This window comes from Streptomyces sp. NPDC001617 (assembly GCF_053596855.1).
In genome coordinates this window covers 67,485-92,659 of sequence record NZ_JBSFHA010000017.1, presented here as the reverse complement: position 1 = coordinate 92,659, position 25,175 = coordinate 67,485, and the positions used below count along the sequence as shown (strand labels likewise).

The 25,175-nt window shown below is 72.3% G+C and carries 20 protein-coding genes; 6 read left to right on the top strand and 14 right to left on the bottom strand.

Annotated features, from left to right (window positions below; translation table 11 throughout):
• Positions 1–20: 20 nt before the first annotated feature.
• The 4 genes from mycP to eccB all read right to left on the bottom strand — a co-directional run bounded on the left by mycP (position 21) and on the right by eccB (position 4,063).
• Positions 21–1,223, bottom strand: coding sequence for a type VII secretion-associated serine protease mycosin (gene mycP, locus ACWC09_RS15860; protein ID WP_450851110.1), 1,203 nt, complete (start codon positions 1,221–1,223; stop codon positions 21–23).
• A gap of 299 nt (positions 1,224–1,522) precedes the next feature.
• Entirely contained in the window at positions 1,523–1,807 is a 285-nt protein-coding gene (locus tag ACWC09_RS15855) for a WXG100 family type VII secretion target (RefSeq protein ID WP_356353484.1), read from the bottom strand.
• 78 nt (positions 1,808–1,885) lie between these two features.
• Positions 1,886–2,197, bottom strand: coding sequence for a WXG100 family type VII secretion target (locus ACWC09_RS15850; RefSeq protein WP_356353483.1), 312 nt, complete (start codon positions 2,195–2,197; stop codon positions 1,886–1,888).
• Between the two features lie 279 nt (positions 2,198–2,476).
• On the bottom strand, positions 2,477–4,063 hold the full coding sequence (eccB, locus tag ACWC09_RS15845) for a type VII secretion protein EccB (RefSeq protein WP_450851109.1): 1,587 nt from the start codon (positions 4,061–4,063) through the stop codon (positions 2,477–2,479).
• A gap of 334 nt (positions 4,064–4,397) precedes the next feature.
• Between eccB and eccE the strand changes: the two genes are divergently transcribed.
• From eccE to ACWC09_RS15830, 3 genes are all read left to right on the top strand, one after another.
• Positions 4,398–5,723: a type VII secretion protein EccE gene (gene eccE / locus ACWC09_RS15840; protein WP_450851108.1), complete on the top strand. Its 1,326-nt coding sequence runs from the start codon at positions 4,398–4,400 to the stop codon at positions 5,721–5,723.
• Positions 5,723–6,568 carry a hypothetical protein gene (locus ACWC09_RS15835; RefSeq protein WP_450851107.1) on the top strand — a complete coding sequence of 282 codons (846 nt, stop codon included), beginning with the start codon at positions 5,723–5,725 and terminating at the stop codon, positions 6,566–6,568. The genes eccE and ACWC09_RS15835 overlap by 1 nt, the downstream gene beginning before the upstream one ends.
• A gap of 298 nt (positions 6,569–6,866) precedes the next feature.
• A complete protein-coding gene (locus ACWC09_RS15830) occupies positions 6,867–9,854 on the top strand; it encodes an SCO5717 family growth-regulating ATPase (protein ID WP_450851106.1) in 2,988 nt (995 codons plus the stop codon).
• Between the two features lie 101 nt (positions 9,855–9,955).
• Here ACWC09_RS15830 and ACWC09_RS15825 read toward each other — a convergent pair whose 3' ends face one another.
• From ACWC09_RS15825 to rimP, 9 genes are all read right to left on the bottom strand, one after another.
• Complete coding sequence (locus ACWC09_RS15825) at positions 9,956–10,906, bottom strand: bifunctional riboflavin kinase/FAD synthetase (protein WP_450851105.1); 951 nt, start codon at positions 10,904–10,906, stop codon at positions 9,956–9,958.
• Between the two features lie 127 nt (positions 10,907–11,033).
• Positions 11,034–14,555, bottom strand: coding sequence for a trypsin-like peptidase domain-containing protein (locus ACWC09_RS15820; RefSeq protein WP_450851104.1), 3,522 nt, complete (start codon positions 14,553–14,555; stop codon positions 11,034–11,036).
• 257 nt (positions 14,556–14,812) lie between these two features.
• A complete protein-coding gene (gene truB / locus ACWC09_RS15815; RefSeq protein ID WP_450851103.1) occupies positions 14,813–15,718 on the bottom strand; it encodes a tRNA pseudouridine(55) synthase TruB in 906 nt (301 codons plus the stop codon).
• On the bottom strand, positions 15,715–16,161 hold the full coding sequence (rbfA, locus tag ACWC09_RS15810; RefSeq protein WP_450851102.1) for a 30S ribosome-binding factor RbfA: 447 nt from the start codon (positions 16,159–16,161) through the stop codon (positions 15,715–15,717). The genes truB and rbfA overlap by 4 nt, the downstream gene beginning before the upstream one ends.
• Before the next feature lie 32 nt (positions 16,162–16,193).
• Positions 16,194–16,487, bottom strand: coding sequence for a DUF503 domain-containing protein (locus ACWC09_RS15805; RefSeq protein WP_450851101.1), 294 nt, complete (start codon positions 16,485–16,487; stop codon positions 16,194–16,196).
• 139 nt (positions 16,488–16,626) lie between these two features.
• Complete coding sequence (gene infB, locus ACWC09_RS15800) at positions 16,627–19,794, bottom strand: translation initiation factor IF-2 (RefSeq protein ID WP_450851100.1); 3,168 nt, start codon at positions 19,792–19,794, stop codon at positions 16,627–16,629.
• 163 nt (positions 19,795–19,957) lie between these two features.
• Positions 19,958–20,239 (bottom strand): YlxR family protein, encoded by a 282-nt coding sequence (locus tag ACWC09_RS15795; RefSeq protein WP_450851099.1) that lies wholly within the window; start codon positions 20,237–20,239, stop codon positions 19,958–19,960.
• Between the two features lie 102 nt (positions 20,240–20,341).
• Complete coding sequence (nusA, locus tag ACWC09_RS15790) at positions 20,342–21,364, bottom strand: transcription termination factor NusA (protein ID WP_450851098.1); 1,023 nt, start codon at positions 21,362–21,364, stop codon at positions 20,342–20,344.
• Between the two features lie 2 nt (positions 21,365–21,366).
• Positions 21,367–21,879 (bottom strand): ribosome maturation factor RimP, encoded by a 513-nt coding sequence (rimP, locus tag ACWC09_RS15785; RefSeq protein ID WP_450851097.1) that lies wholly within the window; start codon positions 21,877–21,879, stop codon positions 21,367–21,369.
• 243 nt (positions 21,880–22,122) lie between these two features.
• On the opposite strand from rimP, the gene ACWC09_RS15780 reads away from it, so the two are divergent.
• The 3 genes from ACWC09_RS15780 to ACWC09_RS15770 are packed head-to-tail and all read left to right on the top strand — an operon-like array spanning position 22,123 to position 24,047.
• Positions 22,123–22,659: a hypothetical protein gene (locus ACWC09_RS15780; RefSeq protein ID WP_450851096.1), complete on the top strand. Its 537-nt coding sequence runs from the start codon at positions 22,123–22,125 to the stop codon at positions 22,657–22,659.
• Positions 22,656–23,126 (top strand): ferritin-like domain-containing protein, encoded by a 471-nt coding sequence (locus tag ACWC09_RS15775; protein WP_450851095.1) that lies wholly within the window; start codon positions 22,656–22,658, stop codon positions 23,124–23,126. Before ACWC09_RS15780 ends, ACWC09_RS15775 begins: the two co-directional genes overlap by 4 nt.
• Before the next feature lie 27 nt (positions 23,127–23,153).
• A complete protein-coding gene (locus tag ACWC09_RS15770; RefSeq protein ID WP_450851094.1) occupies positions 23,154–24,047 on the top strand; it encodes an aminoglycoside phosphotransferase family protein in 894 nt (297 codons plus the stop codon).
• Positions 24,048–24,053: 6 nt separating this feature from the next.
• Here ACWC09_RS15770 and ACWC09_RS15765 read toward each other — a convergent pair whose 3' ends face one another.
• Positions 24,054–25,007, bottom strand: coding sequence for a metal-dependent hydrolase family protein (locus ACWC09_RS15765; protein WP_450851093.1), 954 nt, complete (start codon positions 25,005–25,007; stop codon positions 24,054–24,056).
• Positions 25,008–25,175 lie beyond the last annotated feature (168 nt).

Genomic DNA, 25,175 nt, shown 5'->3' with positions numbered 1-25,175 from the left:
AGCACCGCTAGACGCCAAAGTCATCGCCCAACCCGCCCAACCCGCCCAACTCGCCCGCCCCGCCGGCTCCGCCAGTCCCGCACAGCCACGCCGCTCCCCGCAACCACGAGGACCAGCGCCAGCCCGGTGCCCAGGACGTAGATGGCGACCCGGCGGTCCTTCTCCGCCTCGGTCTCCCCCATAGTCACCGCCATGGGCACGACATTGCCAGACCCCGCCTTCGTCACCGGATCCGGTGACGGGCTTGAGGCCGGTGTCGAGTCATCCGTCAGAGCGGCTACCGGATCAACGACTCCCCAGCCGATGAACTGGTTGGGGCCGCGGCTCGGGCGCTGTGCCGTCTCCTCGATCCGCGTCGCGATCTGGGCCGCCGTCCAGCCCGAGTGCTTCTCCTTCAACAGGGCCGCCACACCCGCCACATACGGCGCCGCGAAGCTCGTCCCGTCCGCTGTGCACTGGCCCTTCTTCGGGACCGTCGAGACCATGTCGACGCCCGGAGCCGCTACGTCCACGAAGTCGCCGGACTGGGAGAAGTACGCGCGCTCGTCGTTGCGGTCGGAGGCTGCCACCGCCAGGACGCCCGGGTAGGAAGCGGGGTACGTCTTGTCGGTGTTGCCGTCCGCTCCGTCGTTGCCGGCGGCCGCGATGATCAGGGCGCCCGAGTTCACCGCCGCAGCAACGGCGTTGCGGAGAGTGTCGTTGTCTTCCTTGTCCGACGTGTCCGACGAGATGTTGATGATCTTCGCGCCCTGGGCCACCGCAGAAGAGATGGCCTCCGACATGGTCTTCGAGTTGCCCTGCTTGTTCTCCCCGCCCGTGTAGCGGAGGGAAAGGATCTTGGCGTCCGGAGCGATGCCCTCGAAGCCCGTGCCCTTCAGCGGGCGCGCCGCGATGATGCCCGCCACCCGGGTGCCGTGTCCCTCGATGTCCTTGTTCGCGGCTCCGTCGACATACGACTTGCCGCTCCCGGCCATCGCCCCGCTCAGCTGCGGGTTCGAGCTGTCCACGCCCGTGTCGATCACCGCGACCGTCACGCCCTTGCCCGTCGCCTGCGCCCACAGCTGGTCCAGGAGGACCCGCTGCAGCGACCACGGCGTCGACTTGATGACGTTCCCGCCGAAGACGCACTCCGAGCTGTCCGCCAGGCCGAAGTCGACCGGACGGTCGCCCGACCCCGCCCCATGACCGCCCGAATCCGCCAGCGCCACCGGCGCCGACGTCATGCACAACCCAGTCACCGCGAGCACGCCAAGAACCCGCTGCAGTGCGCGGGTTCCACCGATACGGCTCTTGCGGCCACGCGAACGGGCTCTCTGGCCCTTCACGTCCAGGCCCCTCATGTTCAGGCCCCCCGGGCTTCCTTGATGTGGACGAAGTCATGTTGATGGTGACGAGGGTGAAGATGTGCCGAATTTGCTGTGTACGACCCCGAAGCAGAGCTCGGCCCAGCCGACACCGTGGCGTCGGCTGGGCCGATTCTCTTCATCTCAGGTCCCTCAGGTCCCTCGGCGCGCCGACGGGCTCAGCCCCAGGTCGCGGCGTTGCTCTTCTCCGTGGCCTGGTAGCTCTCGGCCGCGCTCTGCAGCGCCGTCGAGATCTTCAGCAGGGTGTTGTGCAGGTCCTGCGCGGTCTGGTCCCACTCGCGCTGCTTGCGCTGGTAGCCCTCCTGCGCCTCGCCCTCCCAGGTGGCGGCGACGCGCTTGACCGCGGCCTCGAGGTCGTCGAGCTGCTGCTTGATACGGCCGGCCGTCGACTTCACGTCCGTGGACGCGTTGGTGATGGTTGCGTAATTGACGAGGATCGACATCGTCGTTCCCTTTCAGGAAGATTCAGGAAAAGTCGTGGGAAGTCAGTGAGTTGATGACGTGCTTCGAGAGCGGACGGCTCAGCCGAAGTCCGACATGATCTTGCTGATCTGGGAGTTCTGCTCCTCTTCCGACGCGGTGTAGTTGCTCCGCGTGGAGTCCACGGCTTCCTTGATGTCGTTGAGGATGTCGCTCATCTTCTTCGCGTCCGCGTTCCAGCGCTCCTGCAACTGGTGGTAGGACGTGGCCGCCTGGCCCTTCCAGCCGCCGGCGATCTGCTCGATGACGCCGTTCAGACGGCGGATCTCGCTCTGCAGTTGACCGTTGGCGGTGTTGATGTCGCCGGAGAGCTTGGTGAGTTCGTCCTCGGTTACCCGGAACTGGCCGGCCATGTTGACCTTCCCCCATGTCGTCGTTGATTCACATCCCGGGAAACCCTGCCTGGTGCCCGGAGAAGCTTCGCACCGTTGAGCGCTGCAAACACTCTATCGCCAGCCTGTCACTCATCCACAGGCAGGACCAATCAGTTACACGGCTCACACACTTGAGCGATCATCTCGTGACCCGTGCGGGGTCCATGCGTCGTCGCATGCCTCAAGTGTCCTTACCCACAAGCCCGTTGACTGCACCCCCCACAAGCCCGTCGAGTGCGCCCGAAGCCCGTCGACCGCTCACTGGCTCTGTTCCTGGCTCGCGCTGCCCGTGTCCAGAGTGGGCCCCTTCGGGATGAATGTCGCCCACGTCTGCGGCACGATCGCCGGCGTCGACACGTCCTCGTATCCCAGGCGCGTACGCGCCTTGTCCGTCTCCGACGCCGACGAACCCGACGAGCCCGAGGCGGAGGACGCGGACGAGGCCGAACTGCCCTTCGCCGTACTGTCGTTGTTCGACGGGAGCGAGTAGCGCAGCCCCGTGTCCGTCAGCAGGTACCACGCACCGCCGCCGCTCGCCGAACCCGTGACCTCCTGGAACAGCAGGCCCGAGCCCGAAGAGACGTACGCGCTCAGCGAGTCCGCGATGACCTTCTTCGGGTACGCCGTTCCCGCCCACGCCGCCAGTTGCGGCTTCTTGTCCGCGCCGAGCGTGCCCTTGTAGACGCTGCACGACGTGGTGCGGGCCGCTTCCGCCCCCGACGCCGCCGGGTTGGCCTGCTTCGGGACGATCTCCGGCCAGCCCTTGTCCCCGTAGAACCTGTCCGCCGTACCGCCGTTGGCCTGGATGATGACGTTGGGGGCGACCTTGGCGGCCCCGCTGCCCTGAGCGTCCGGCGACTGCTCGAGGAGGGCGGCCACGAAGGGCGAGACCGAGGCGACCTTATCCTTGAGGACGACGTAGAACTGCCGGCCCTGCGCGTCCGTCGACTCCAGCACCTGGCCCACCGTGCTCGCCGCGGCGGGCAGTCCCTTGACCGAGGTCGGAGAGCCCGCGCCGGTGATGGCCGGGAAGGTGATGGCCTGGCCGGGGTTGAGGGTGGCGAGCCACTCCTGGCTCACCGGCTGCGGCTCGGCCTGCTGGCCGATGACGGCGGAGCGCAGCTGCGCCATGGTCGTGTCGTCAAGTCCCGGTGCGCCCAGCAGGAAACGGTTTCCCTGGCCGTCGACCAGGTATTCCGCGCCCGTCTTGGTGTCCTTGACGTACAGCGCCTCACTGGGGTCGACCGCGCCCGCGCCGCCCAGCGACTTGGCGTCGGGGGCGTCCATGACGAACACCGCGCGGTCGATGTTGCCGTCGGGGTTGTTGCCCGAGCCCGCCGCCGGGCGCTCGCACACCGCCCACGTCTTCGACTTCTCCGCGTCGCTCGCGGAGGGCAGCCGGTCGGGGGCGTACGGGATGCCGAGGGTCGCGCCGTGGGCGATGCCGCTCTTGTCGATCTCCTTGCCGGAGACCTCCAGGACGCTGCCCTTGCCCTTGTCCAGAAGGAGCTTGGCGGAGGCGTAGTTGAGGACGGGGTGCAGCGTCGGGACCTTCTTGCCGCTCGACGTCTTGTCGTCGAGGACGACGTAGCGCGTCGTGGAGTCGCTGTCGACGATGATGTACTGGCCGGGGGTGTCCCAGCCCTGCGGGGCCGAGGGCTTGATCACGCCCCAGGCGATGAAGCCCACCACCAGGACGACGCCCAGCGCCAGACTGGGTGTCACCGTCTTGATCGGGCGCGGTGCGCCCTCCTCCGAGCCGCCCGGCGACGGCGCCAGGAACGCCGCGACCGTGCGCTTGCGAGCGAAGTTGTAGGCGGCGAGCTCGTCCTGACGCTTTGCCATGATCCCCGTGATCCCCGTTTCTCCCGTTTGATACCGCTCGTCGTACCGCTCGTTCGGGCCTCTTCGGCCACGCAGGCCCCTACTATGCCCTGCGTCCCAGGGTCACGGTTCATCAGGTGGGCGGCCGACCCCGCATCTTCACAGAGCTTCACGACAGCGCTTCACCATGCGGGGCCGGTCCGTGACAGGGTGGCCACCTGGGGTTTCGGTGTCCCGTGTGTCGCGTGACGTTCCGCAGCGGGTACCGTGAGCCGCCCACACGGATGGTGTGGGCGCAGGCCCAGAGAGCGGCCATGAGCGGCCACCTGAATTCGCGAAAGGGATGTCCCGGGGGATGAGCAGCGCTACGAGTACTCGGCGCGGACGCCGCGCACCGCAGCAACAGGGAGGTCCGAGCGGCAGACGTACGACGCCGCCCGCGTCGGCCGCTCCCGTCGCCGCCTCTCCGCGCACACTGCCCCGGCCCGGCGGTCTGGGTCCGGTACGGCTGCAGCAGCTCATCCTGGTGGAGCTGGCGGCGGCGGTCATGGTGGCCGCCTGGGCCGCCGATGTGTCCTGGCTGCTGGTTCCGGCCGGTGTGGTGGCCGTGTTGCTGCTGCTCCTGGCCGTTCTACGGCGCGGTCGGCGGCCGTTGCCCGAGTGGTGGGAGACCACGCGCGCCCTGCGTCAGCGGCGGCGCGACGCCAAGTTGCCCGTGCCGCCGGGGACGGAGGCGATGCTGGCCCCGGTCGTGGAGTGCGACTCGGCCCTGCGGACGTACGCCTTCGTCTCCCGTGACAACCGCCAGATCGGCATGATCGGCGACGGGACCTTCCTCACCGCCGTGCTCTTCGTGCAGCCGGCGGACGAGCCGCTGCGCCCCGCGGCCGCCCATCGGCAACTGCCGCTCAAGCTCGTCCAGGACGCCCTGGAGGTCGACGGCATCCGGCTCGCCTCCGTGCAGGTCGTGCAGCACACTCAGCCGGCGCCGGCGCCGCATCTGCCCGCGCAGTCGCTGGCCGCGCGGTCCTACGGTCCCCTGCAGGCGCAGGTCGGTTCGCCCGCGCTGCGGCTCACCTGGGTCGCGCTCAAGCTCGACCCGGAGCTGTGCCCGGAGGCGGTCAAGGCGCGCGGGGACGGCGTTCCCGGGTCGCAGAAGGCGCTGTTGCGGGTCGCGGACCAGCTGTCGAGCCGGCTGGCCGGCGCCGGGTTCAAGGCGACCATCCTGGACGAGACCGAGCTGATGCAGGCGCTGGCGACCTCCAGCTGCCTCAACCCGCGCGCCAACCAGCAGCGCACCGCGCAGGACGGTCGGACCCCGCGCCGTACGGTCGAGTCGGTGAAGAGCTGGCGGGTCGACGACCGGTACCACACGACGTACTGGGTGTCGCGCTGGCCGCAGTTGGGCCACGGCGGGGTCGCGCTGCCCGAGCTGGTGACGCGGTTCACCTCGCTGCCGGTGCTCGCGACGACGTTCAGCATGACCCTGAGCAAGGCCGGCAACCGTGGTGTCTCGCTCACCGGGCACATCCGGGTGACCGCCCGCGGCGACGACGAACTCGGCCAGGTGGGGCGGGAGTTGGAGCGGGCCGCGAGTGCCTCGAAGGTCGGTCTCGTCCGGCTCGACCGGGAGCAGGTCCCCGGCGCCCTCGCCACTCTGCCGCTCGGAGGTACCTACTGATGTCCCAGCCCGCACCGACCATGCCCCCGGGACAGCAGGGCCGCACCCCCGGCCGTACGACGCCGGCCCATGTGGCCTCCCCGACCGACACCGGCATGATTCCGATCATCGGGCAGCCGGAGCCCCCGCAGCAGCAACGGCGCATCTTCAGCCCGGGGTTCGGGCTGCGCGGCCCGCGCCGCAACCGTCATGTCGTCACCGCCGACGAGCTCGCGGCGATCAGCATGCCGATCGGCGACGACGGTGTGCTCATCGGCGCGGACGGGGACGGGCAGCCGGCCGTGCTCGGACTGTCCCGGCCGACCTCCTTCGACGTCGTGCTCGTGGGCGGCCTCTGGCTCGCCCAGGTGCTGGCGCTGCGCGCCGCCGCGACGGGTGCGCGCGTGGGTGTGGAGACCGGACGTCCGCAGGCCTGGCAGCAGTTGGCGCAGGCGGCGGGCGGTGGCCAGCAGTGCGTCACCGTCTATCCGGTGGGCCGGGTGCCCGCGCAGGGCCCGTCCGTGTCGAGTCCGGTCGTGCTGATCCGAGACTGCGGTATCCGCCCGCCGCGCGGGCGCGTGACCTCGGTGCCCTGGCAGGCCGTGGTGACGGTGCTGCCCTTCGTCAGCGAGCACGCGCCGCGCTGGCTGTCGCAGGCTCATCTGGTCGGCATCCAGCGCATCTCGCCGTACGAGACCGAAGTCGTACGGGATGTTCTGGGCATTCCGGAGGACCAGCTCCAGCATCTGCCGACGCTGCACGACGGCGTCGCCATGTGGTGCACCCGTAAGCACCAGCAGTTCGTCATGACCGAACCCACCGACGCGGAGACGGGGCTGCTCGGTGTGGCCCGTCGGATGGACTGAGGTGTCGTCGGCCACGGGCGGGACACAACGGGACGCCGATGGGATTCCAATTGACCCCCGCCCGTGGGACGTTCCGTCCCCGCACACGGAGCTTTGTCCTCCGGACCCTGGGAACCTTGTCCTCAGGGACCCCTGGGGGCTTTGTTCTCCGGGCCATGGGGGCTTTTCCGTCCCGCCATGTGAGTGATTAGGCTTCTGGTGGTGCGGTGACGGTCGCAGTCGCGTGGGACTCGCCACTCGGTCCGCCCGACCGCGACGACGACCAGCTCAGCAGCAGTGGCTGACCAGGAGGCAAGCAGTGAACAGGGATCGGTCCGAGTACAACGGCGGGAGCCCTTCCTCGGACGGGGACGATCACGAGGTGGATCTCACCGGCGAGTTCGAAATCGTCTACACGCCTCCCGCCTGGTACGCACAGAGCACCGGTGCCGCCGGGGGCGCAGCGCAGGACACCCCCTCGCCCCCACCCCCGACCGGCCCGCCCGTCGGCTCGCCCACCGGGCCCCCGGGCACGGCACCGCAGCCACCCGCCCAGCCCCAGCCTCCCGCCCCGGCGCCTCCCGCACCGGCCCAGGGCGGGGCTCCGGGTGGCTACGGGTACCCGCAGGGCCAGCAGCCCGCGCCGGGCCCGGCCCCCGCGGCGCCGGGCGCGTACGGCTACCCGCAGCAGCCGGGCCAGGACACCTCGGGTGGCTTCGCGCCCCAGGTGCAGCCTCCGGCGCCGCCCGCCCCGCCCCAGCAGCAGACGCCTGCCCAGCCGCCCGCCGTCCCGCAGCAGCACGCCCCGGCCGCGCCTCCGGCCGCCCCGCAGCAGCCGGCACCCGCCCAGCCCTCCGCCGCGCCCGGCTTCCCCGTGCTGCGCCCGGTCGACGAGGACGCGCAGGGCGACTCGTCCGCTACGGCCACCCCGGCCGCCGGGACTCCGTCGGCGAGCGCAACTCCCGCGGCAGGCACCCCTGCCGCGACCGCCACCCCGGCCGCCGGCGTCCCCACAGCCGCTCCCGAGCCGTCTCAGGAGCCGGAGCTCGACCACGCGGCCGCCGACGCCGAGGCGGCCCGTCTCTTCGGCGGGGACGACGCCGAAGAGCCGACTGCGACGCTCGGCGACGAGTCCGAGGCCGGCGCCTCCGCCCTCGCCGAGGGCGACGAGTCCGAGGCCGCCGGGTCCGACACCGGTTCCCCCGCGCAGGAGGACGCCGAGGCCGGTCTGACGACGGCAGCCGCGGAGGCGGCCGGCTCCCCGACGCCGGTGGCGCCCGCGCACCCGGCCGCGCCCCAGGGCCAGACCCCGGACCAGGGTCAGCCGCCGCATGTCTCCCCGCAGGCCGGGCAGCCTCCCGTGCCGCCCCAGGGCGCCCCCGGACTCCCCCCGCTGCCGCAGGGCTTCGTCCCCGCGGACCCCACGCGGCATCCCGGGCAGCCCGACGCTCAGGCGGGCGCCTATGGCTACCCGCAGCATCCGGGCCAGCCCCAGCCGGGCCAGCCCCCGGTGCAGCCCGGACAGCCGGCCCCACAGGCCGGCGCCTACGGCTACCCGCAGCAGGCCCCCCAGGCAGGCCAGCCCCAGCCCGGACAGCCCCAGCCCCCGGCCGGATACGGCGATCCTCAGATCCCGGCCCAGGCCGGCCAGCCCCAGCCGGGACAGCCCCCCGCCGCCGGATACGGCTACCCCCAGGCCCCCGGCCAGCCCCCCGCGCACCCCGGACAGCCCGGCCAACAGCCGCCCGCCCAGGGCGGTTTCGGCCCGGCCGCCGGTCAGCCCGGTCACCCGGCGCAGGGCGCACAGCCGCCCGCCCCGGTCGACCCCCGTCAGGCGGCCCCCCAGCCTCCGCATCCCCAGCAGGGCGGCTACGGCTACCCGCAGCAGGCCCCCCAGGCAGGCCAGCCCCAGCCGGGCCAGCCGCCGGTGCAGCCCGGCCAGCCCCAGCCCCCGGCCGGGTACGGCTACCCCCAGCCCCCGGCCCCGCCGCAGGCCGGCTACGGCTACCCGCCCCAGGCAGGTCAGCCGCAGCCCCCGGCCCAGCCGCAGGCGCCTCAGGCGCAGCAGCCGCCCACGCCCTACGGCAACCCGGCCGCCCAGGGCAACCAGGGCTGGACCGCGCCGCCCGGCCCCCAGGCCGGACCCGGTGCTTCCCCGCAGCAGCAGGCCGCCCCCGGCACCCCGCTCGGCTACAACGCCGCCGTGGAGCTGTCCTCTGACCGTCTGCTGCGCAACCAGCCGAAGGCCCGCAAGAACAACCAGGGCCCGTCGCGCTTCAAGCTCGGCGCCAAGAAGGAAGAGGCGGAGCGGCAGCGGAAGTTGGGGCTGATCCGTACGCCGGTGATGTCCTGCTACCGGATCGCGGTGATCAGCCTCAAGGGCGGGGTCGGCAAGACCACGACGACCATGTCGCTGGGCGCCACCCTCGCCACCGAGCGGCAGGACAAGATCCTGGCGATCGACGCCAACCCGGACGCCGGCACCCTCGGCCGACGGGTGCGGCGCGAGACGGGCGCCACCATCCGCGACCTGGTCCAGGAGATCCCGCGGCTGAACAGCTACATGGACATCCGCCGCTTCACCTCGCAGGCGCCCTCGGGCCTCGAGATCATCGCCAACGACGTGGACCCGGCGGTCTCCACCACCTTCAACGACCAGGACTACCGCAGCGCGCTGGAGGTGCTCGGCCGGCAGTACCCGATCATCCTCACCGACTCGGGCACCGGTCTGCTCTACAGCGCGATGCGCGGAGTGCTGGACCTGGCCGACCAGTTGATCATCATCTCCACGCCTTCGGTGGATGGTGCGAGCAGCGCCTCGACCACGCTCGACTGGCTGTCGGCGAACGGCTTCGCCGACCTCGTCCAGCGCTCGGTCACCGTGATCTCCGGGGTCCGCGAGACGGGCAAGATGATCAAGGTGGAGGACATCGTCGCGCACTTCGAGACCCGCTGCCGCGCGGTCGTCGTGGTGCCTTTCGACGAGCACCTCGCGGCCGGTGCCGAGGTGGACCTCGACATGATGCGTCCCAAGACCCGCGAGGCCTACTTCGACCTCGCGGCCATCATCGCCGAGGACATCGCCCGTACCCAGCAGGGCTTCGGCAACCCGCACATGCAGTACCCGCAGCAGCAGGGGTACCCGCAGCAGCAGCCCCAGCAGCCGCACGCCCAGCCCGGCGGCGCCCCGCAGCCGGGCCAGGGCTGGGGTCAGCAGCCCGCTCCGGGCCAGGGCTGGCAGCAGCAGCCGGCGCCGCCGCAGGACCCGCAGCAGGGCTCGGTACCGCCCGGCTGGACCCAGCAGTAGTCCGGCACGAGCGAAGGGCGCCGGTGCCTCGAAGGCACCGGCGCCCTTCGGCGTCGTAGCAACAGCCGTAGAAACTGCCGTGGAAACAGCCGTGGAAACGGCTACTCGGCGGCGTCCGCCACCAGCTGCCGGCAGCGCTTCACGTCCTCGGCCATCTGCTCCAGCAGGGCCTCCAGGGAGTCGAACTTCGCCTGGCCACGGACGTAGGCGAGGAAGTCGACGGCCACGTGCAGCCCGTACAGGTCGAGGCCGACTCGGTCGATCGCGTACGCCTCCACCGTGCGCTCGGTGCCGTCGAACTGCGGATTGGTGCCGACGGAGATCGCGGCCGGCATCGCCTCGCCCTGGACGTGCAGCCAGCCGGCGTAGACGCCGTCGGCCGGGATGGCGGTGTGCGGCAGGGTCTCCACGTTGGCGGTCGGGAAGCCGAGCTCACGGCCGCGCTGGGCGCCCCGTACGACCACGCCCTCCACGCGGTGCGGGCGCCCCAGGATCTCGGCGGCTCCCTCGACGTCCCCCTCGGCGACCAGGCGCCGGGTGAGCGTGGACGAGAAGGGCTCGCCGCCCCCGGCGTCTCCGCTCACGTACAGGTCGACGACCTCGACCTCGAAGTCGTACACCTTGCCCTGCTCGACGAGGAAGTCGACGTTCCCCGCGGCCCTGTGGCCGAAGCGGAAGTTGGGGCCCTCGACGACCGCCTTGGCGTGCAGCTTGTCGACCAGCACCTTGACGACGAAGTCGGCGGGCGACAGCTTCGAGAACTCGGTGGTGAAGGGGAGGATCAGGACCGCGTCCACGCCCAGCTCCGCCATCAGTTCCGCGCGGCGGTGGTGCGGGGCGAGCAGGGGCGGGTGGCTGCCGGGGCGGACGACCTCGCTGGGGTGCGGGTCGAAGGTGACGACCACGGACGGGACGCCCAGCTCACGGGCGCGGTCCACGGCATGCCGGATGATCAGCTGGTGCCCGCGGTGGACCCCGTCGTAGGAACCGATGGTGACGACGCTGCGCCCCCAGTCCTCGGGGATGTCCTCCAAGCCACGCCAGCGCTGCACTGTGACCGCTCCTCGAACCCGTGTCCGTATCTACCGACCTGTTACGCAGGTCTAAGGGTGCCATGCCGGGCCCGTCCCGCCCGCATCGGCATGGGGCCTGTGACCCGACGCACGTGACGGGACCGGCTCAGGCGGGCACGCGTACGCCCGCCAGGTTCTCGATCATGCGGCGGGCGCTGGGGCCCACCACGGCCGCCCACACCTGCGGGGCGTCGGTCAGCCAGCCGGCCATCCGGGCGGCGAACCCGGGGACCTGCCGCCCCAGGTCGACCAGACCGCGGTCGAAGCGGCCGGCGCCCTCCGGGGTCCGGACGAGCAGCAGCCCGGTCCGATGGACGAGGTCCCGGGCGTCGTCGCCCTCGTGGCGGGCGGTGGCGTGGAGGAGCGCGTCGAGTACGCCCGGTGCCTCTTCGTGCGTCAGGAGGAACTCCAGGAGCTCGTGGCGCAGGGGGTTGGAGCCGGGCGCGGCGAGTACCGCGGCGAGCGCGGCCCGCACCTCCTCCGGACCGCCGTCCAACAGCCCGGTCACCAGCGGAAGCAGTGCGGCACGCGCCCCCGGCCCCTGGTCGAGGCGCCGGTCGACGTACGCGGCCACGTCGGCGGCGGACTCCGGGCGCCGCTCGACGGCCTCCTGCACCAGGGCGGCGACCCGGCGGGCCAGCGGCGGCGTGGTGACGTCGGCGAGCGTCCGCAGCGCGTCCCCGGCGTCCGGGCGCCTGAGCCGCTCCCGGAAGGCGGCCAGGACCGGCTCCGGGTGGGTGGCCAGGGCGGCGACCAGCGCGCCCGGCGGGAAGTACGGGTCACAGGCCGCGAAGTGCCGTAGCGCCTGCGGGAGATGACGGGCGCGGGCGCGTGGATCGCGGACGAGGAGAGCGAGCGCGCCGCCGTGCAGGGTGCAGTCGGCGGGGCGGGCGAGGAGGGCGAGGGCGGTGTAGCGGAGGAGTTCGCGGTCGGCGTCGGTGCGGACATGGGGCGCGGCACGGAGTCCGTAGGCCACCGCCGCGACCCGGCGCGCGGGCCGCTCGTCGTGCGCCCACCGGTCCACGGCCCGGCACACCGCCGACGGCTCGTCCTCGGCCAGCACGGCGAGGAGTTCGTCCGCCCTGCGGTGCGCACACGCGACGAGCACCTCGGTCAGGTCGTCCAGGGCGAGGTGCCGATGGGTGTGCAGCAGGGCCTGTGCGGCCTCGGCGACGCTCGCGTGGGGGGTGGCGGGCAGCGGGCGGTCGTCCTCGAACCAGTGGGTGAGGAGGGGTTGTACGGCGGTGGGGTCGGCGGCGAGGAGGCGGGAGGCGGTGTCGAGGAAGCGGGGAGCGGTGGTCGTCGGGTCCGGGGGGCCGTCGGTGAGAACGAGGACACGGAGGAGGTCGAAGCGCTCGGCGTCCGGGAGCGCGAGGGCGGTCCAGAAGATGGGAGTGAAGGTGTCCTGCGCGGGGGTGCGGGTGTGCTGCCGCCCTGCCGACGTCACCAGGCCCTCGGCCAGTCGACGCAGTACATCCAGGTACGGCGTCGCGTCCGGGACGCGGAGCAGGGTCCCGGCGAGGAGGTGGGCGGCCCACCAGGAGTGCGGGTCCCCTTCCAGGACCTGCGTCAACTCGTCCAGGCGAGCGGCGAGTCGACCGGTGCCTTGCTGGCGGGCGAGGAGCAGCAGGGCCTGGACGACGGGGCCGATGCGGTGGTGCGGCACGGGGAGGGGACGGTCGGTGTCGGAGGGGGTGCGGAGGCGGACCAGGGCGTGCAGGGCCTCGTCGAGGTCGAGGTGCATGCCCTGGATCCAGTCGGCGAGTTCCTCGTGGGCGAAGCGGTAGCCGGTGCCGGCGGGGACGAGGAGGCCCTCGGTGAGGACCGCGGACGCCCAGCCGGTGCCGCCGCCGAGCCGTCTCGGGGCCTGGCCCCACGGGAACACCGCCTCGAACGACGCCCGGTCCAGCTCGCCCTGGCCGGGGCCGAGGCTGCGGCGGGCGGCCTCGTGGATCTGCCCGGAGACCCGGGCCGCGAGGCGGCGGACGGCGGTGCCGCGGAGGCCGTTCTCGGCGGCGAGGCGGACGGCGACGCGCAGGCACATGAGGTCGAGGTGGGCCGAGAAGACGTCGTCGCGGTCGATTCGGGCGTGCGGGGTGTCGGGCAGGGCGGCGCGGACCTCGGAGAGGAGGCGGAGTGTGAGGGGGTGGCGGGCGTCCGGGCCCGCGAGGGTGTCTTCGGGGACGCGGTAGCGGGCACGGGCCTCGCGGGCCTCGTCGCCGGTGAGGTCACCCAGGTGCGCGCACGGAGGGAAACGGTGCGCGGCTCCGGCCCCGCGCTCGTCGCCGTGGAGCAGTTCGTACGGGAACTCCGCTCCCGCCACCTCCCAGTACTCCGCGCGGCACGCCACCACCAGCCGCGCCCCCGTCTCCCGCAGCCAGCCCGCCGTGCCCTCGGTCCACTCGCGCAGGCGGTGGGCCAGGACCGGGGGCATCTCCTCGGGGCCGTCCAGGAGGAGCAGCAGGGGGCGGCCGGCGGCCTCGGCGACCTGTGCCAGGCGGTCCGGGCCGAGGTCCCCGAGGTCAATCACGCGGCCGGACTCGGACGCCGCGACGATCCGCGCGGCCCGGCTCAGTGCCCTGTGTGCCGCGTCGGCGACCGAGGTGTCGTCGTCGCGCAGATCGGCTCCGCGCAGCCACAGCGTGGGAGCCGGTTCCGCGCCGCGGTGACGGCGGGCGGCGAGGGCCGCGAGTTCGGTCGTACGACCGCTGCCGGGGTCCCCCACCAGGGCGAGGACGACCGCCGGTCCCTTGTCGAACGCGGCGAACTCCCTTGCCACGGAGGCCCGTTCGACGCACTGCACGGCGGCCGGCCCACCGCTGTCCGCCGCCGCGCCCCCGGCACCGGCCCGCCCCACACACCCCGCGAGCGCCCCCGGCGGCCCGTCCTGCCCCACCGATGTGCCCGTCAGCTCCAGCACCCCGGCCAGGTTGAGGTCGGCTCCGTAGGCGGGGACCGTCGCCGCGTTCCGGGTGAGCAGTTCGGTGAGCGGGGCACTGGAGTCGGGGCGCAGGGGGACGGCGTAACCGGTGTCCCGGTGGCCGGACTGCAGGGCCGTCCCCAGGACGGCGACGACCGCGCCGGTCCCGGCGTCCAGCACCGGCCCCCCGGCCGCCCCGCCGCCGAGCCGCAACGCGTCCTGCCCCGCCGTGCCGATCGCCAGCTCCAGAGCGTCGTCGAGGAGCCGGAAGCGGTCCGTCGCCGCGTAGGTCACGGACGCCGTCCCGAGCACACGTGCCTCCCGCCAGCACCCGGCGGCCAGGCGGACATAGGTCCCGGTCTCGACACGGTCCCGGACGGTGACGGGCAGCGGCTCGACACCGAGGCCCTCGGTCCGTACGAGGGCCAGGTCCAGCTCCGGCAAGGGGGTCACCGCGTCCGCGGTCACCAGACAACTGCGGTCCCCCTCGGCGTGCAACACCAGCCTGGGCAGACCGTCGACGGCCTCGTGGCTGGTGATCACCGTGCCGTGGTGGTCGGCGACGAAACCGGTGCCCCTCAGCCGCCCGGCGAGATCGCGGATCCGAACCAGCGCGGCGGCCGCACCAGCGGAGCCCCCGTCCCCCGTCCCATGAGCTCCGTCCGTCGCCCCGCGTCCGTCCCCGTCCCGCGGGCCTCGTCCCGCCATGGCGAACCTCCCCGCCGTACACCTGTGCCCTGTCCTCGACGTTAGGCGCGTGGTGATCAGCAGGACAGATCGCGCGGTGAACGCGCCCCCTTCCGCTCCCCCGCTTCACTCCGAGCGCCTGCCCGGGCGGGTGAACATGCGGGGGTCGGTGGATACACCCTAGGGGTGGGGGAACCGAGGGGGGACCGTGGAGCGGCGGCGCAACCCCGTGATCGCCGCTCCACGGTCGGGCAGCCTCGGGGAACCCGTGCGCGACGTCATGCGAAGACGGCCAGGCTCTTCGCCTTGCCCTTCTGCGCCTCGACCAGGGCCAGGAAGCGGCCCTCGGGGTCGAAGACGGCGACCGGGCCGCCGGACGCGTACTCGTCGGGCATCTCCAGGCGTACGCCGTTGGTCAGCAGGCGGGCTCGCCTGGCGTCCACCTGCCAGCGTGGGAAGGCCGCCGACGCCGCCTCGGCGATCGGCATGACGGTGAGGTCCTGCTGCAACTGGTCCAGCGTCTTCGCCGCGTCCAGCCGGTACGGGCCGACGCGGGTGCGGCGGAGTGCGGTGAGGTGGCCGCCGACGCCGAGGTCCGCACCCAGGTCGCGGGCGAGGGCCCGGATGTAGGTGCCGGAGGAGCAGACCACCGAGACGACCAGGTCGAGCACGGGGGTGCCGTCCTCGGCGACCGCGTCCCGGACGTCGTACACCGCGAAGGACGAGACGGTGACCGGCCTGGCCGGGATCTCGAACTCCTCGCCCTCGCGGGCCCGCTTGTACGAGCGCACGCCGTCGATCTTGATGGCGCTGACCTTGGACGGCACCTGCATGATGTCGCCGCTCAGCTTGGCGATCCCGGCGTCGATCGCGTCCCGGGTGACCTTCGAGGCGTCTGCCGACCCCGTGATCTCGCCCTCCGCGTCGTCGGTCAGGGTCGTCTGCCCGAGGCGGATCGTGCCCACGTACTCCTTCTCGGTCAGCGCCAGGTGACCGAGGAGCTTGGTCGCCTTCTCGACGCCGAGGACGAGCACGCCCGTCGCCATCGGGTCGAGGGTGCCCGCGTGCCCGACGCGCCGCGTCCGGGCGATGCCGCGCATCTTGGCGACCACGTCGTGCGAAGTGAAGCCCGACGGCTTGTCGACGATGACAAGCCCGTCGGGCGTCTGGTTCTTCTGGGTCATTCGGCGGTGTCGTCCTCGTCTTCACCCGGCTTCTTGTACGGGTCCGCCTCACCGGCGTAGGCGGCGCCCGCCGAGACCTCACGCACCTTCGCGTCGGACTGGCGGGCCTTGTCCAGGAGGTCCTCGATGGTCTTGGCCGTGTCCGGCAGGGCGTCGGCCACGAACGTCAGCGTCGGCGTGAACTTCACGCCCGCCGCCGCACCGACCGCGCTGCGGAGCACGCCCTTGGCGCTCTCCAGCCCGGCGGCCGCCGCGGCCCGCTCCTCGTCGTCCCCGTACACGGTGTAGAAGACGGTCGCCTCCCTCAGGTCCCCGGTGACCCGGGTGTCCGTGATGGTGACGTGCGAGCCGAGCCGCGGGTCCTTGATCCCGCGCTGCAGCTTCTGGGCCACCACCTCTCGGATGAGGTCCGCCAGCCTCTTGGCACGCGCGTTGTCGGCCACTGGTCCGTCTCCTTAGTAACTGTCTTGCGTGTTCAGTCTTCGTCGCTGTGGAGCCTGCGTCGAACCGAGAGCAGTTCCACCTCGGGCCGCACGGCGACCAGGCGCTCGCAGCGGTCCAGTACGTCGGTGAGGTGTCCCGTGTCCCCGGAGACCATCGCGAGCCCGATCTCGGCCCGGCGATGGAGGTTCTGGTTGCCCGTCTCCGCCGCGCTCACCGCGTACTTGCGCTGGAGCTCGGCCACGATCGGACGGACGAGAGAGCGTTTCTCCTTCAGCGAGTGGACATCGCCGAGAAGCAGGTCGAAGGACAGCGTCCCCACATACATGTGTGTGTCCGGATATCCCGCCGGTTCGGGGTACGGGCGCCACGCTTCGACGCCGATACGGGAACCGTACACGCAACGGCCGGGGCCGATCGACGGAAATTCGCTTCCGCCGACCGGCCCCGATCGCGTGCTACGACGGTCAGACGCGCGGCTTCTCGCGCATCTCGTACGTCGCGATGACGTCGTCGACCTTGATGTCGTTGAAGTTGCCGAGGTTGATACCGCCCTCGAACCCTTCGCGGATCTCGGTGACGTCGTCCTTGAAGCGACGCAGACCCTCGATGTTGAGGTTCTCCGCGATGACCTTGCCGTCGCGGACCAGGCGCGCCTTGGTGTTGCGCTTGACCTCGCCGGAGCGGATGAGAACACCCGCGATGTTGCCCAGCTTGGACGACTTGAAGACCTCGCGGATCTCCGCCGTACCGAGCTCGACCTCTTCGTACTCCGGCTTGAGCATGCCCTTGAGGGCCGCCTCGATCTCCTCGATGGCCTGGTAGATCACCGAGTAGTAGCGGACGTCCACGCCCTCGCGCTCGGCCATCTGCGCCGCGCGGCCTGCCGCACGGACGTTGAAGCCGATCACGATGGCGTCCGAGCCCATCGCCAGGTCGATGTCCGACTCCGTGACCGCACCGACGCCGCGGTGCAGGACGCGGATGTCGACCTCTTCGCCGACGTCCAGCTGGAGCAGGGACGACTCGAGCGCCTCGACGGAACCGGAAGCGTCACCCTTGATGATGAGGTTGAGCTGCTGGACCTCGCCGGCCTTGAGCACCTTGTCCAGGTCCTCGAGGGAGACACGACGCGTGCGCTTGGCGAACGCGGCGTTGCGCTCACGGGCGGCGCGCTTCTCGGCGATCTGACGGGCCGTACGGTCCTCGTCGACCACCAGGAAGTTGTCGCCCGCACCCGGGACGTTGGTCAGGCCCAGGACCTGGACCGGCGTCGACGGGCCGGCCTCGGCGACGTTGTTGCCGTTGTCGTCGAGCATGGCGCGCACGCGGCCGTAGGCGTCGCCCACGACCATCGTGTCGCCGACCCGCAGCGTGCCTCGCTGGACGAGGACCGTGGAGACGGCACCGCGGCCGCGGTCGAGCCGGGACTCGATCGAGATGCCCTGCGCGTCCTGGTTCGGGTTGGCCCGCAGGTCGAGCGAGGCGTCCGCGGTGAGGACCACGGCCTCCAGCAGGGAGTCGATGTGCAGACCCTGCTTGGCGGAGATGTCGACGAACATGGTGTCGCCGCCGTACTCCTCGGCCACCAGCCCGTACTCGGTGAGCTGACCGCGCACCTTGGTCGGGTCGGCACCCTCGACGTCGATCTTGTTGACCGCGACGACGATCGGGACGTCGGCCGCCTTGGCGTGGTTGAGCGCCTCGACCGTCTGCGGCATGACGCCGTCGTTGGCCGCGACGACCAGGATCGCGATGTCGGTCGACTTCGCACCACGGGCACGCATGGCGGTGAACGCCTCGTGACCCGGGGTGTCGATGAAGGTGATCTTGCGCTCTTCGTCGTTGACCTCGGTGGCGACCTGGTAGGCACCGATGTGCTGGGTGATGCCGCCGGCCTCGCCCGCGATGACGTTCGTCTTGCGGATGGCGTCGAGCAGTCGGGTCTTTCCGTGGTCGACGTGACCCATGACGGTGACGACCGGCGGACGGACCACGAGGTCCTCCTCGCCGCCCTCGTCCTCGCCGAACTCGATGTCGAAGGACTCGAGCAGCTCACGGTCCTCCTCCTCGGGGCTGACGATCTGAACCGTGTAGTTCATCTCGTCGGCGAGGAGTTGCAGCGTCTCGTCGGAGACGGACTGCGTGGCCGTGACCATCTCGCCGAGGTTCATCATGACCGCGACGAGGGACGCCGGGTTGGCGTTGATCTTCTCCGCGAAGTCGGTGAGGGAGGCACCGCGCGACAGGCGAATGGCTTCGCCGTTGCCGCGAGGCAGCATCACGCCGCCGACCGACGGGGCCTGCATGGCCTCGTACTCCTGGCGCCTCTGCCGCTTCGACTTGCGACCGCGACGCGCGGGACCGCCGGGACGACCGAAGGCGCCCTGCGTGCCACCACGACCGCCCGGACCACCGGGACGACCGCCGAAGCCGGGACGGCCACCGCCGCCGGCACCAGCACCGGGACCACCGGGACGACCGGCGAAACCGCCGCCACCGCCGCCGGGACCGCCGGGACGACCGGCGAAGCCGCCGCCGCCACCGCCGCCGGGACGGGCGAAGCCGCCGCCACCGCCGCCGGGACGACCGCCGCCACCGCCACCGGGACGACCGCCGCCGCCGGGACCGCGGCCGCCGGGGCCACCGCCGCCGGGACGCGGGCCCGCAGCGGGACGCTGCGGCATCATGCCGGGGTTGGGACGCGGGCCGCCGGGGCCGCCGCCGGGACGGGGACCGCCGCCCTGCGGACGGGGCATGCCGCCCGGGGACGGACGCGCGCCGCCCGGAGCCTGCGGACGGGGACCGCCCGCCGCGCCCTGGGGACGGGGACCGCCCTGACCGGCGCCCTGCGGACGCGGGGCGCCACCGGGGCCACCCGGGCCGCCGGGACGAGGGGCACCGCCCGGACGGGGCGCCTGCGGGCGCGCCATGCCGGTGGAGCCGCCGGAGGTGAAGGGGTTGTTGCCCGGACGGGGACCGGCCGGACGGGCACCGGGACGCGGCGCCTGGCCACCCGGACGCTGACCGCCGGGACGCTCGCCACGGTCACCGCGACCCTGGCCGCCCTGACCGGGACCACCCGGACGGGGCGCGCCCGGACGCGGTGCCTGGCCGGCCGGACGCGGGGCGCCCGGACGCGGGCCGGAGCCCTGTCCCTGGCCCTGCGAAGCGGCGGGTGCGGCGGGAGCCGACGGCGGTGCCGTGAACTCGGGCGTGGTCGGAGCCGGGGACGCCGGGGCGGGCCGCGGCGCGGGCTTCGGGCCCGGGGTGGGACGGGGGCCGGGAGCGGCCGGCGCGGCGGAAGCCGCCGGCTTCTCGGCGGCGGCCGGCTTGGGGGCCGGCGGGCGCGGGGCGGCCGGACGGTCCCCCACTGCCTTATTGGCGTGGGAGGGGCCCCCAGCCTGCGCGGGAGAGGGGGCTGCCGGACGAGCCGGGGCAGCCTTGCGTGCGGGGGCGGGCTTGCCGCCTCCGTTGCCCTGCTGGAGGGCGTCCGTCAGTTTGCGGACGACGGGCGCTTCGATGGTCGAAGACGCCGAACGGACGAATTCACCGAGTTCCTGGAGCTTGGCCATGACGACCTTGCTCTCCACACCGAACTCCTTGGCGAGTTCGTATACCCGGACCTTAGCCACTTCGCTCCTTTTAGGTCCGGGTTGCGTCCGGACCGTCGCTACTTCATGGGCGTACTCATCGCGTGCTCATCGAGTGCTCATCGCAATCTCGACCTACTTCCAACTCGCGGGGTACCTGGGCCGCACGGCGGTTCCGCGCGACGCTTCTTACGGTGTTGCCTGCTCAGCAACTCTCTGACTGCTCGACGTACTGGCGCAACGCCTTAATGTCGAGCGCTCCCGGGGCGCGCAGCGCCCGCGTGAACGCCCGGCGGCGTACCGCCTGGTCGAGACAGACCAGGGCGGGGTGTACATACGCACCCCGGCCGGGCAGCGTACCGCGAGGATCAGGGACGCACTCGTCCTTGATCGCCACGATCCGCAGCAGATCAGTCTTGGCGGCTCGCTCCCGGCACCCCACACAGGTGCGTTCAGGGCATACGCGGTCGCGTGTCCGGCCAGACACTCCTAAGTCTACCTCCCCGAACCGACCTCACCCCTTTGGGGCAGGCTTCGAACAGTTGCGGCGCGGTAACCTGACGTGATCTGAGCGCCGCGCGGCTTGGATCTATTCCCCGCGCTGGTCCCCGCGCTGGTCCCCGCTCTGGTCCTCGGTCTGCTCGGTGTCCGGACGGATGTCGATCCGCCAGCCGGTCAGCCGGGCCGCGAGCCGGGCGTTCTGCCCTTCCTTGCCGATCGCCAGCGACAGCTGGTAGTCCGGCACGGTCACGCGCGCGGAGCGGGCGGCGAGGTCGACGACCTCCACCTTGGAGACCCGGGCCGGGGAGAGCGCGTTCGCCACCATCTCGGCCGGGTCGTCCGACCAGTCGACGATGTCGATCTTCTCGCCGTTCAGCTCGCCCATCACGTTGCGCACCCGCCCGCCCATGGGGCCGATGCAGGCGCCCTTGGCATTCAGGCCCGAACGGGTGGACCGGACGGCGATCTTGGTGCGGTGACCGGCCTCACGGGCGATGGCCGCGATCTCCACCGACCCGTCGGCGATCTCCGGCACCTCCAGGGCGAAGAGCTTCTTCACCAGAGCGGGATGCGTGCGCGACAGGGTCACGGACGGACCGCGGACGCCCCTCGCCACGCGTACGACGTACGACCGAAGGCGCATGCCGTGCGGGTAGGTCTCACCGGGGACCTGCTCCTGCACCGGCAGGATGGCCTCCAGCTTGCCGATGTCGACGAGCACGTTCTTCGGGTCGCGGCCCTGCTGGACCACGCCCATGACGATGTCGCCCTCGCGCCCCGCGTACTCGCCGAGGGTCGCGTCGTCCTCGGCGTCGCGCAGCCGCTGCAGGATGACCTGCTTGGCGGTGGTGGCGGCGATACGGCCGAAGTCGGACGGGGTGTCGTCGAACTCGCGGGGCTCCTGGCCCTCTTCGAGATCCTCGGGGTCTTCCTTCGCCCACACGACCACGTGCCCGGTCTCCCGGTCGAGGCGCACGCGCGCGTGGCGGTGGCTTCCCTCGGTGCGGTGGTAGGCGATGAGGAGGGCCGACTCGATCGCCTCGACCAACAGGTCGAAGGAGATCTCCTTCTCCCGTACCAAGCCCCGCAGGGCACTCATGTCGATGTCCACGGCTACGCCTCCTCTTCCTTCTGATCGGACTTCTCGTTGTCCTTGCGGTTGAACTCGACCTGCACGCGCGCCTTGTCGATGTCGGCGAAGGCGAGTCGGCGGCTGGTGGGCTTGCGCCCCTTGACGCCCGGCACCTCCAGATCGACACCCTCGTCGTCGACCCCGATGATCCTGGCCACCAGTTCGCCGTCCTCGGCCAGTTGGAACTTCACCAGCCGGTCCACGGCACGCACGTAGTGCCGGTGCTCCTTCAGGAGGCGCTCCGCGCCGGGGGTACCGACCTCGAGGGTGTACTCCCCCTCGCCCATCGCGTCCGTGTCGTCGAGCTTCGCCGAGAGCGCGCGGCTCACATCGGCGATGGCGTCCAGATCGGCGCCGTGGTCCGAGTCGACGACGACGCGCAGCACCCGCTTCCGGCCGACGGAGTCCACTGCGATCTCTTCGAGATCCAGGCCCTGGGAGCTGACGAGCGGTTCCAGGAGCTCTCGCAGCCTCTCGCTCTGGGTGGTGCTCATCCGGGTGACTCCTCGGCCGCGTGTGCTGTTGTGGGATGGTCGCGTGTCTGGTCAAAGGGTATCGGGTCGTGGGGTGTGTTGCTGTCCAGTGGGTTGCCGCCGCCCGGCAGCTCGGGTGGCCGCGGTCCGTGGGCGGGTGATCGAGCCGGTGACATGACTTCCAGGTACACGCGGGTACCGTGATCAGCGGCGGGCTGGTCTTCCCGCCCGTGTGTTCGTACGAGTTCCCCGAGGACGTCCGCCGTGCCGTACACCCCACCCTCGCGCGCCCTCTCGGGGCCGCGGAGAAGATCCCTGCTCGCCGGCGCAGCCGGAGCCGCCCTGTTGGCGGGCTGTTCCAGTGGTTCCGGAGAGTCCGACGGGAGCACCAGTGGCAGTCCGTCGATCGCCGAGAAGGTGCGCGCCCGTGCCGCACGGGACAGCGCGGGGCTGGTGGAGCGCTACGACGCCGTGATCGCCGCGCATCCGGCGGTGGCGGCGCGGGTGCGGTCGCTGCGGGCGGAGGTCGTGCGGCATGCGGAGGCGTTCGGGGGGACCGTCGGGAAGAGCGGTGCCACGGCTTCTGAGTCACCGTCGGCCTCGCCGTCACCGTCGGCTTCCGCCACCGCCCCGGTGACCGAGAAGGACGCCCTCGCCGACCTCGCCGCCGCCGAACGGGCCCTCGCCGACCGGCGTACGGCGGCACTGGTCGACGCGCCGGGCGAGCTGGCGCGGCTGCTGGCCTCCGTGGCGGCGGCCGGGGCGGTGCACGCGTATCTGCTGACGGAGGGCGCCAGGTGAGCGAGAAGGCGAGCGGGAAGCAGGGGCTGACGGCGCTCCAGGAGGCGCTGGCCGCCGAGCACGCGGCCGTCTACGGCTACGGCGTCGTCGGCGGACGCATCCGCGAGGGCCGTCGTACCGAGGCGCGTTCGGCCTACGACGCCCACCGCGCCCGGCGTGACGCGCTCGCGCGCGAGATCCGGGATCTGGGCGGCACGCCGGTGGCCGCGGCGGCGGCGTACGCGCTGCCGTTCCCGGTGCCGGACTCGGCCGCGGCCGTGCGGCTCGCGGCGCAGCTGGAGGACCGGGTGGCCGGCGTGTACTCCGACGTGGTGCGGGCGACCGGGGGCGAGCGGCGGCGTTCGGCGGCCGAGGCGCTGCGGGAGGCGGCGGTGCGGGCGGTGCGCTGGAGCGGGGAGAGCGTAGCCTTCCCTGGGCTCGCGGAGCGGGCGGCCACCGGCTCGGCCTCGGCGACGCCGACCGCGTAACACGTACTCGAAGGGAACGACTCGCGCATGGCTTTCGAACCGCCGCAGCGTCTGGTGAGGGCGCTCGGCGAGAGCGCTCCGGACGGTGACGAGTGGTTGGAGAAGCTGCCGGAGGCGGCGCACCACGCCGTCGAGCTACGCGAGTTGACCGTGGAGCGGGTGCAGGTGCCGGGCGGGCGGAGCAGCCTGGTGGTGCTGGTACGGCGGCCCGACGGCACCCCTGCCGTGCTGAAGCTGGCGCCGCGGCGGGCCCGGCCGGAGAGTGAGCGGGCCGCGCTGTCGCACTGGGGTGGGCTGGGCGCCGTGCAGTTGCTCGACGGGCCGGTCGCGGAGGGCGTGCTGTTGCTGGAGCGGCTGCATCCGGATGTCTCGGTGCGGTCGTTGCCGGAGGCGAAGGCGTTGCTGGAGGCCGCGGGGACGTTGCGGCGGTTGTGGGTGGAGCCGCCGGGTGGGCATGTCTTCGAGACCGTGGGTGAGCGGACCGGGCGGCAGGCCGGTGCCATGCGGGCGGCTGCCTTCGGCGAAGTGGCCGGGTTGGTCGACGCGGCGTTGACCGCGCGCGAGGAGTTGTTGGCTGCGCCGCCGGAGTCTCGGTTGCTGCACGGGACGTTTCGGCAGAGCAAGGTGCTGGCCGGGGAGCGGATGCCGTGGTTGGCGGTCGGACCCGATCCCGTGGTGGGTGAGTGCGCGTTCGATCTGGCTCGGCTGGTGCGCGACCGGGTGGAGGACCTGATCGCCTCGCCGAGCGGGGCGGCGACAACTCGGCGGCGGATCAAGAGACTTGCCGAGTCACTGGACGTGGATCAGGAGCGGCTGCGGGGGTGGACGTTGTTCCGGGCCGTGGAGTCCGGGGTGCGGGCCCTCCGGGTGGGGCGGCCGAAGGACGCGGAGCTGTTGCTGGAATTCGCCGGGTGGCTTTAGGCCCTCCTACTTCCGTACAACCACCTGCGTTCCGTCCTTCCAGACCTCCGTCACCTGCGAAGGCAGTGCTGTGAGGTCGTATGCGTCGCCCTCCACCAGCACCAAGTCGGCTCTGCGGCCCGGTTCCAGGACTCCCAGATCGTCGTAGCCGAGCAATCTCGCCGCCGATGACGTGGTCGCCGCCAGCACCTCGCCCGGAGTCATCCCGCAGGCCCCCATCAGTGCGAGTTCGTCCAGGTTGGTGCCGTGGAGGCCGATGCCGCTGTCCGTGCCCATGGCGATGCGGACGCCCGCCTCTGCCGCCCGGCGGACGGAGTCCGCGTGGACCTCGGAGACCTCTCTCGCCTTGCGGACCATGGCGTCGGGGAGCTGGACGCCGGACTCGGCCGCGCGGATCACCGCGACCGGGGCGATGAGGGTGGGGACCAGCCAGGTGTCGTGCCGGAGCATGAGGTCGATCGCCTCGTCGTCCGGGTGGATGCCGTGTTCGATGGAGCGGACTCCGGCTCGGACCGCGTTCTTGATGCCCGCGGCGCCCTGGGCGTGGGCCATGACATAGCGGCCCTGGGCGGTGGCCTCGGCGACCAGGACGTCCAGTTCGGGTGGGGTGAACTGGCTGTGTCCGGGGGCGTCCCGGGGAGACAGGACTCCGCCTGTCGTGCAGACCTTCAGGACCTCGGCGCCGGCTCGCAGCAGTGTGCGGGCCGTGCGGCGCATCTCGTCGGGGCCGTCGGCGATCGCCGGTGGGCGGCCCGGGTGCGGGACCGCGAGGCCGGCGCAGTTGCCGGAGGGCATCCAGTTGTCGCCGTGGCCGCCGGTCTGGCTGATCAGGCCGATGGAGATCTGGACGCGGGGGCCGGCGACGGGGCCGTCCTCGACCGCCTGTTTGACGCCCAGGTCGGCGCCCGCCGCGTCGCGGACCGTGGTGATGCCCGCTTCGAGGGTGCGGCGCAGGTTCACCGCCGCCTCGAAGAACTGATGAGGGGGGTCGGATTCGGGGGCGGGTGCCTATGGATTTCTGGGCGGAGGTCTAGGGCGGTTCGGGGTGGGTGCGGGTGGTGTGCGAGCCGCGGGTGGGTGGGGGCTGGTCGCGCCCACGCGGCGGCAGCCGCGCATCGATACAGTCCC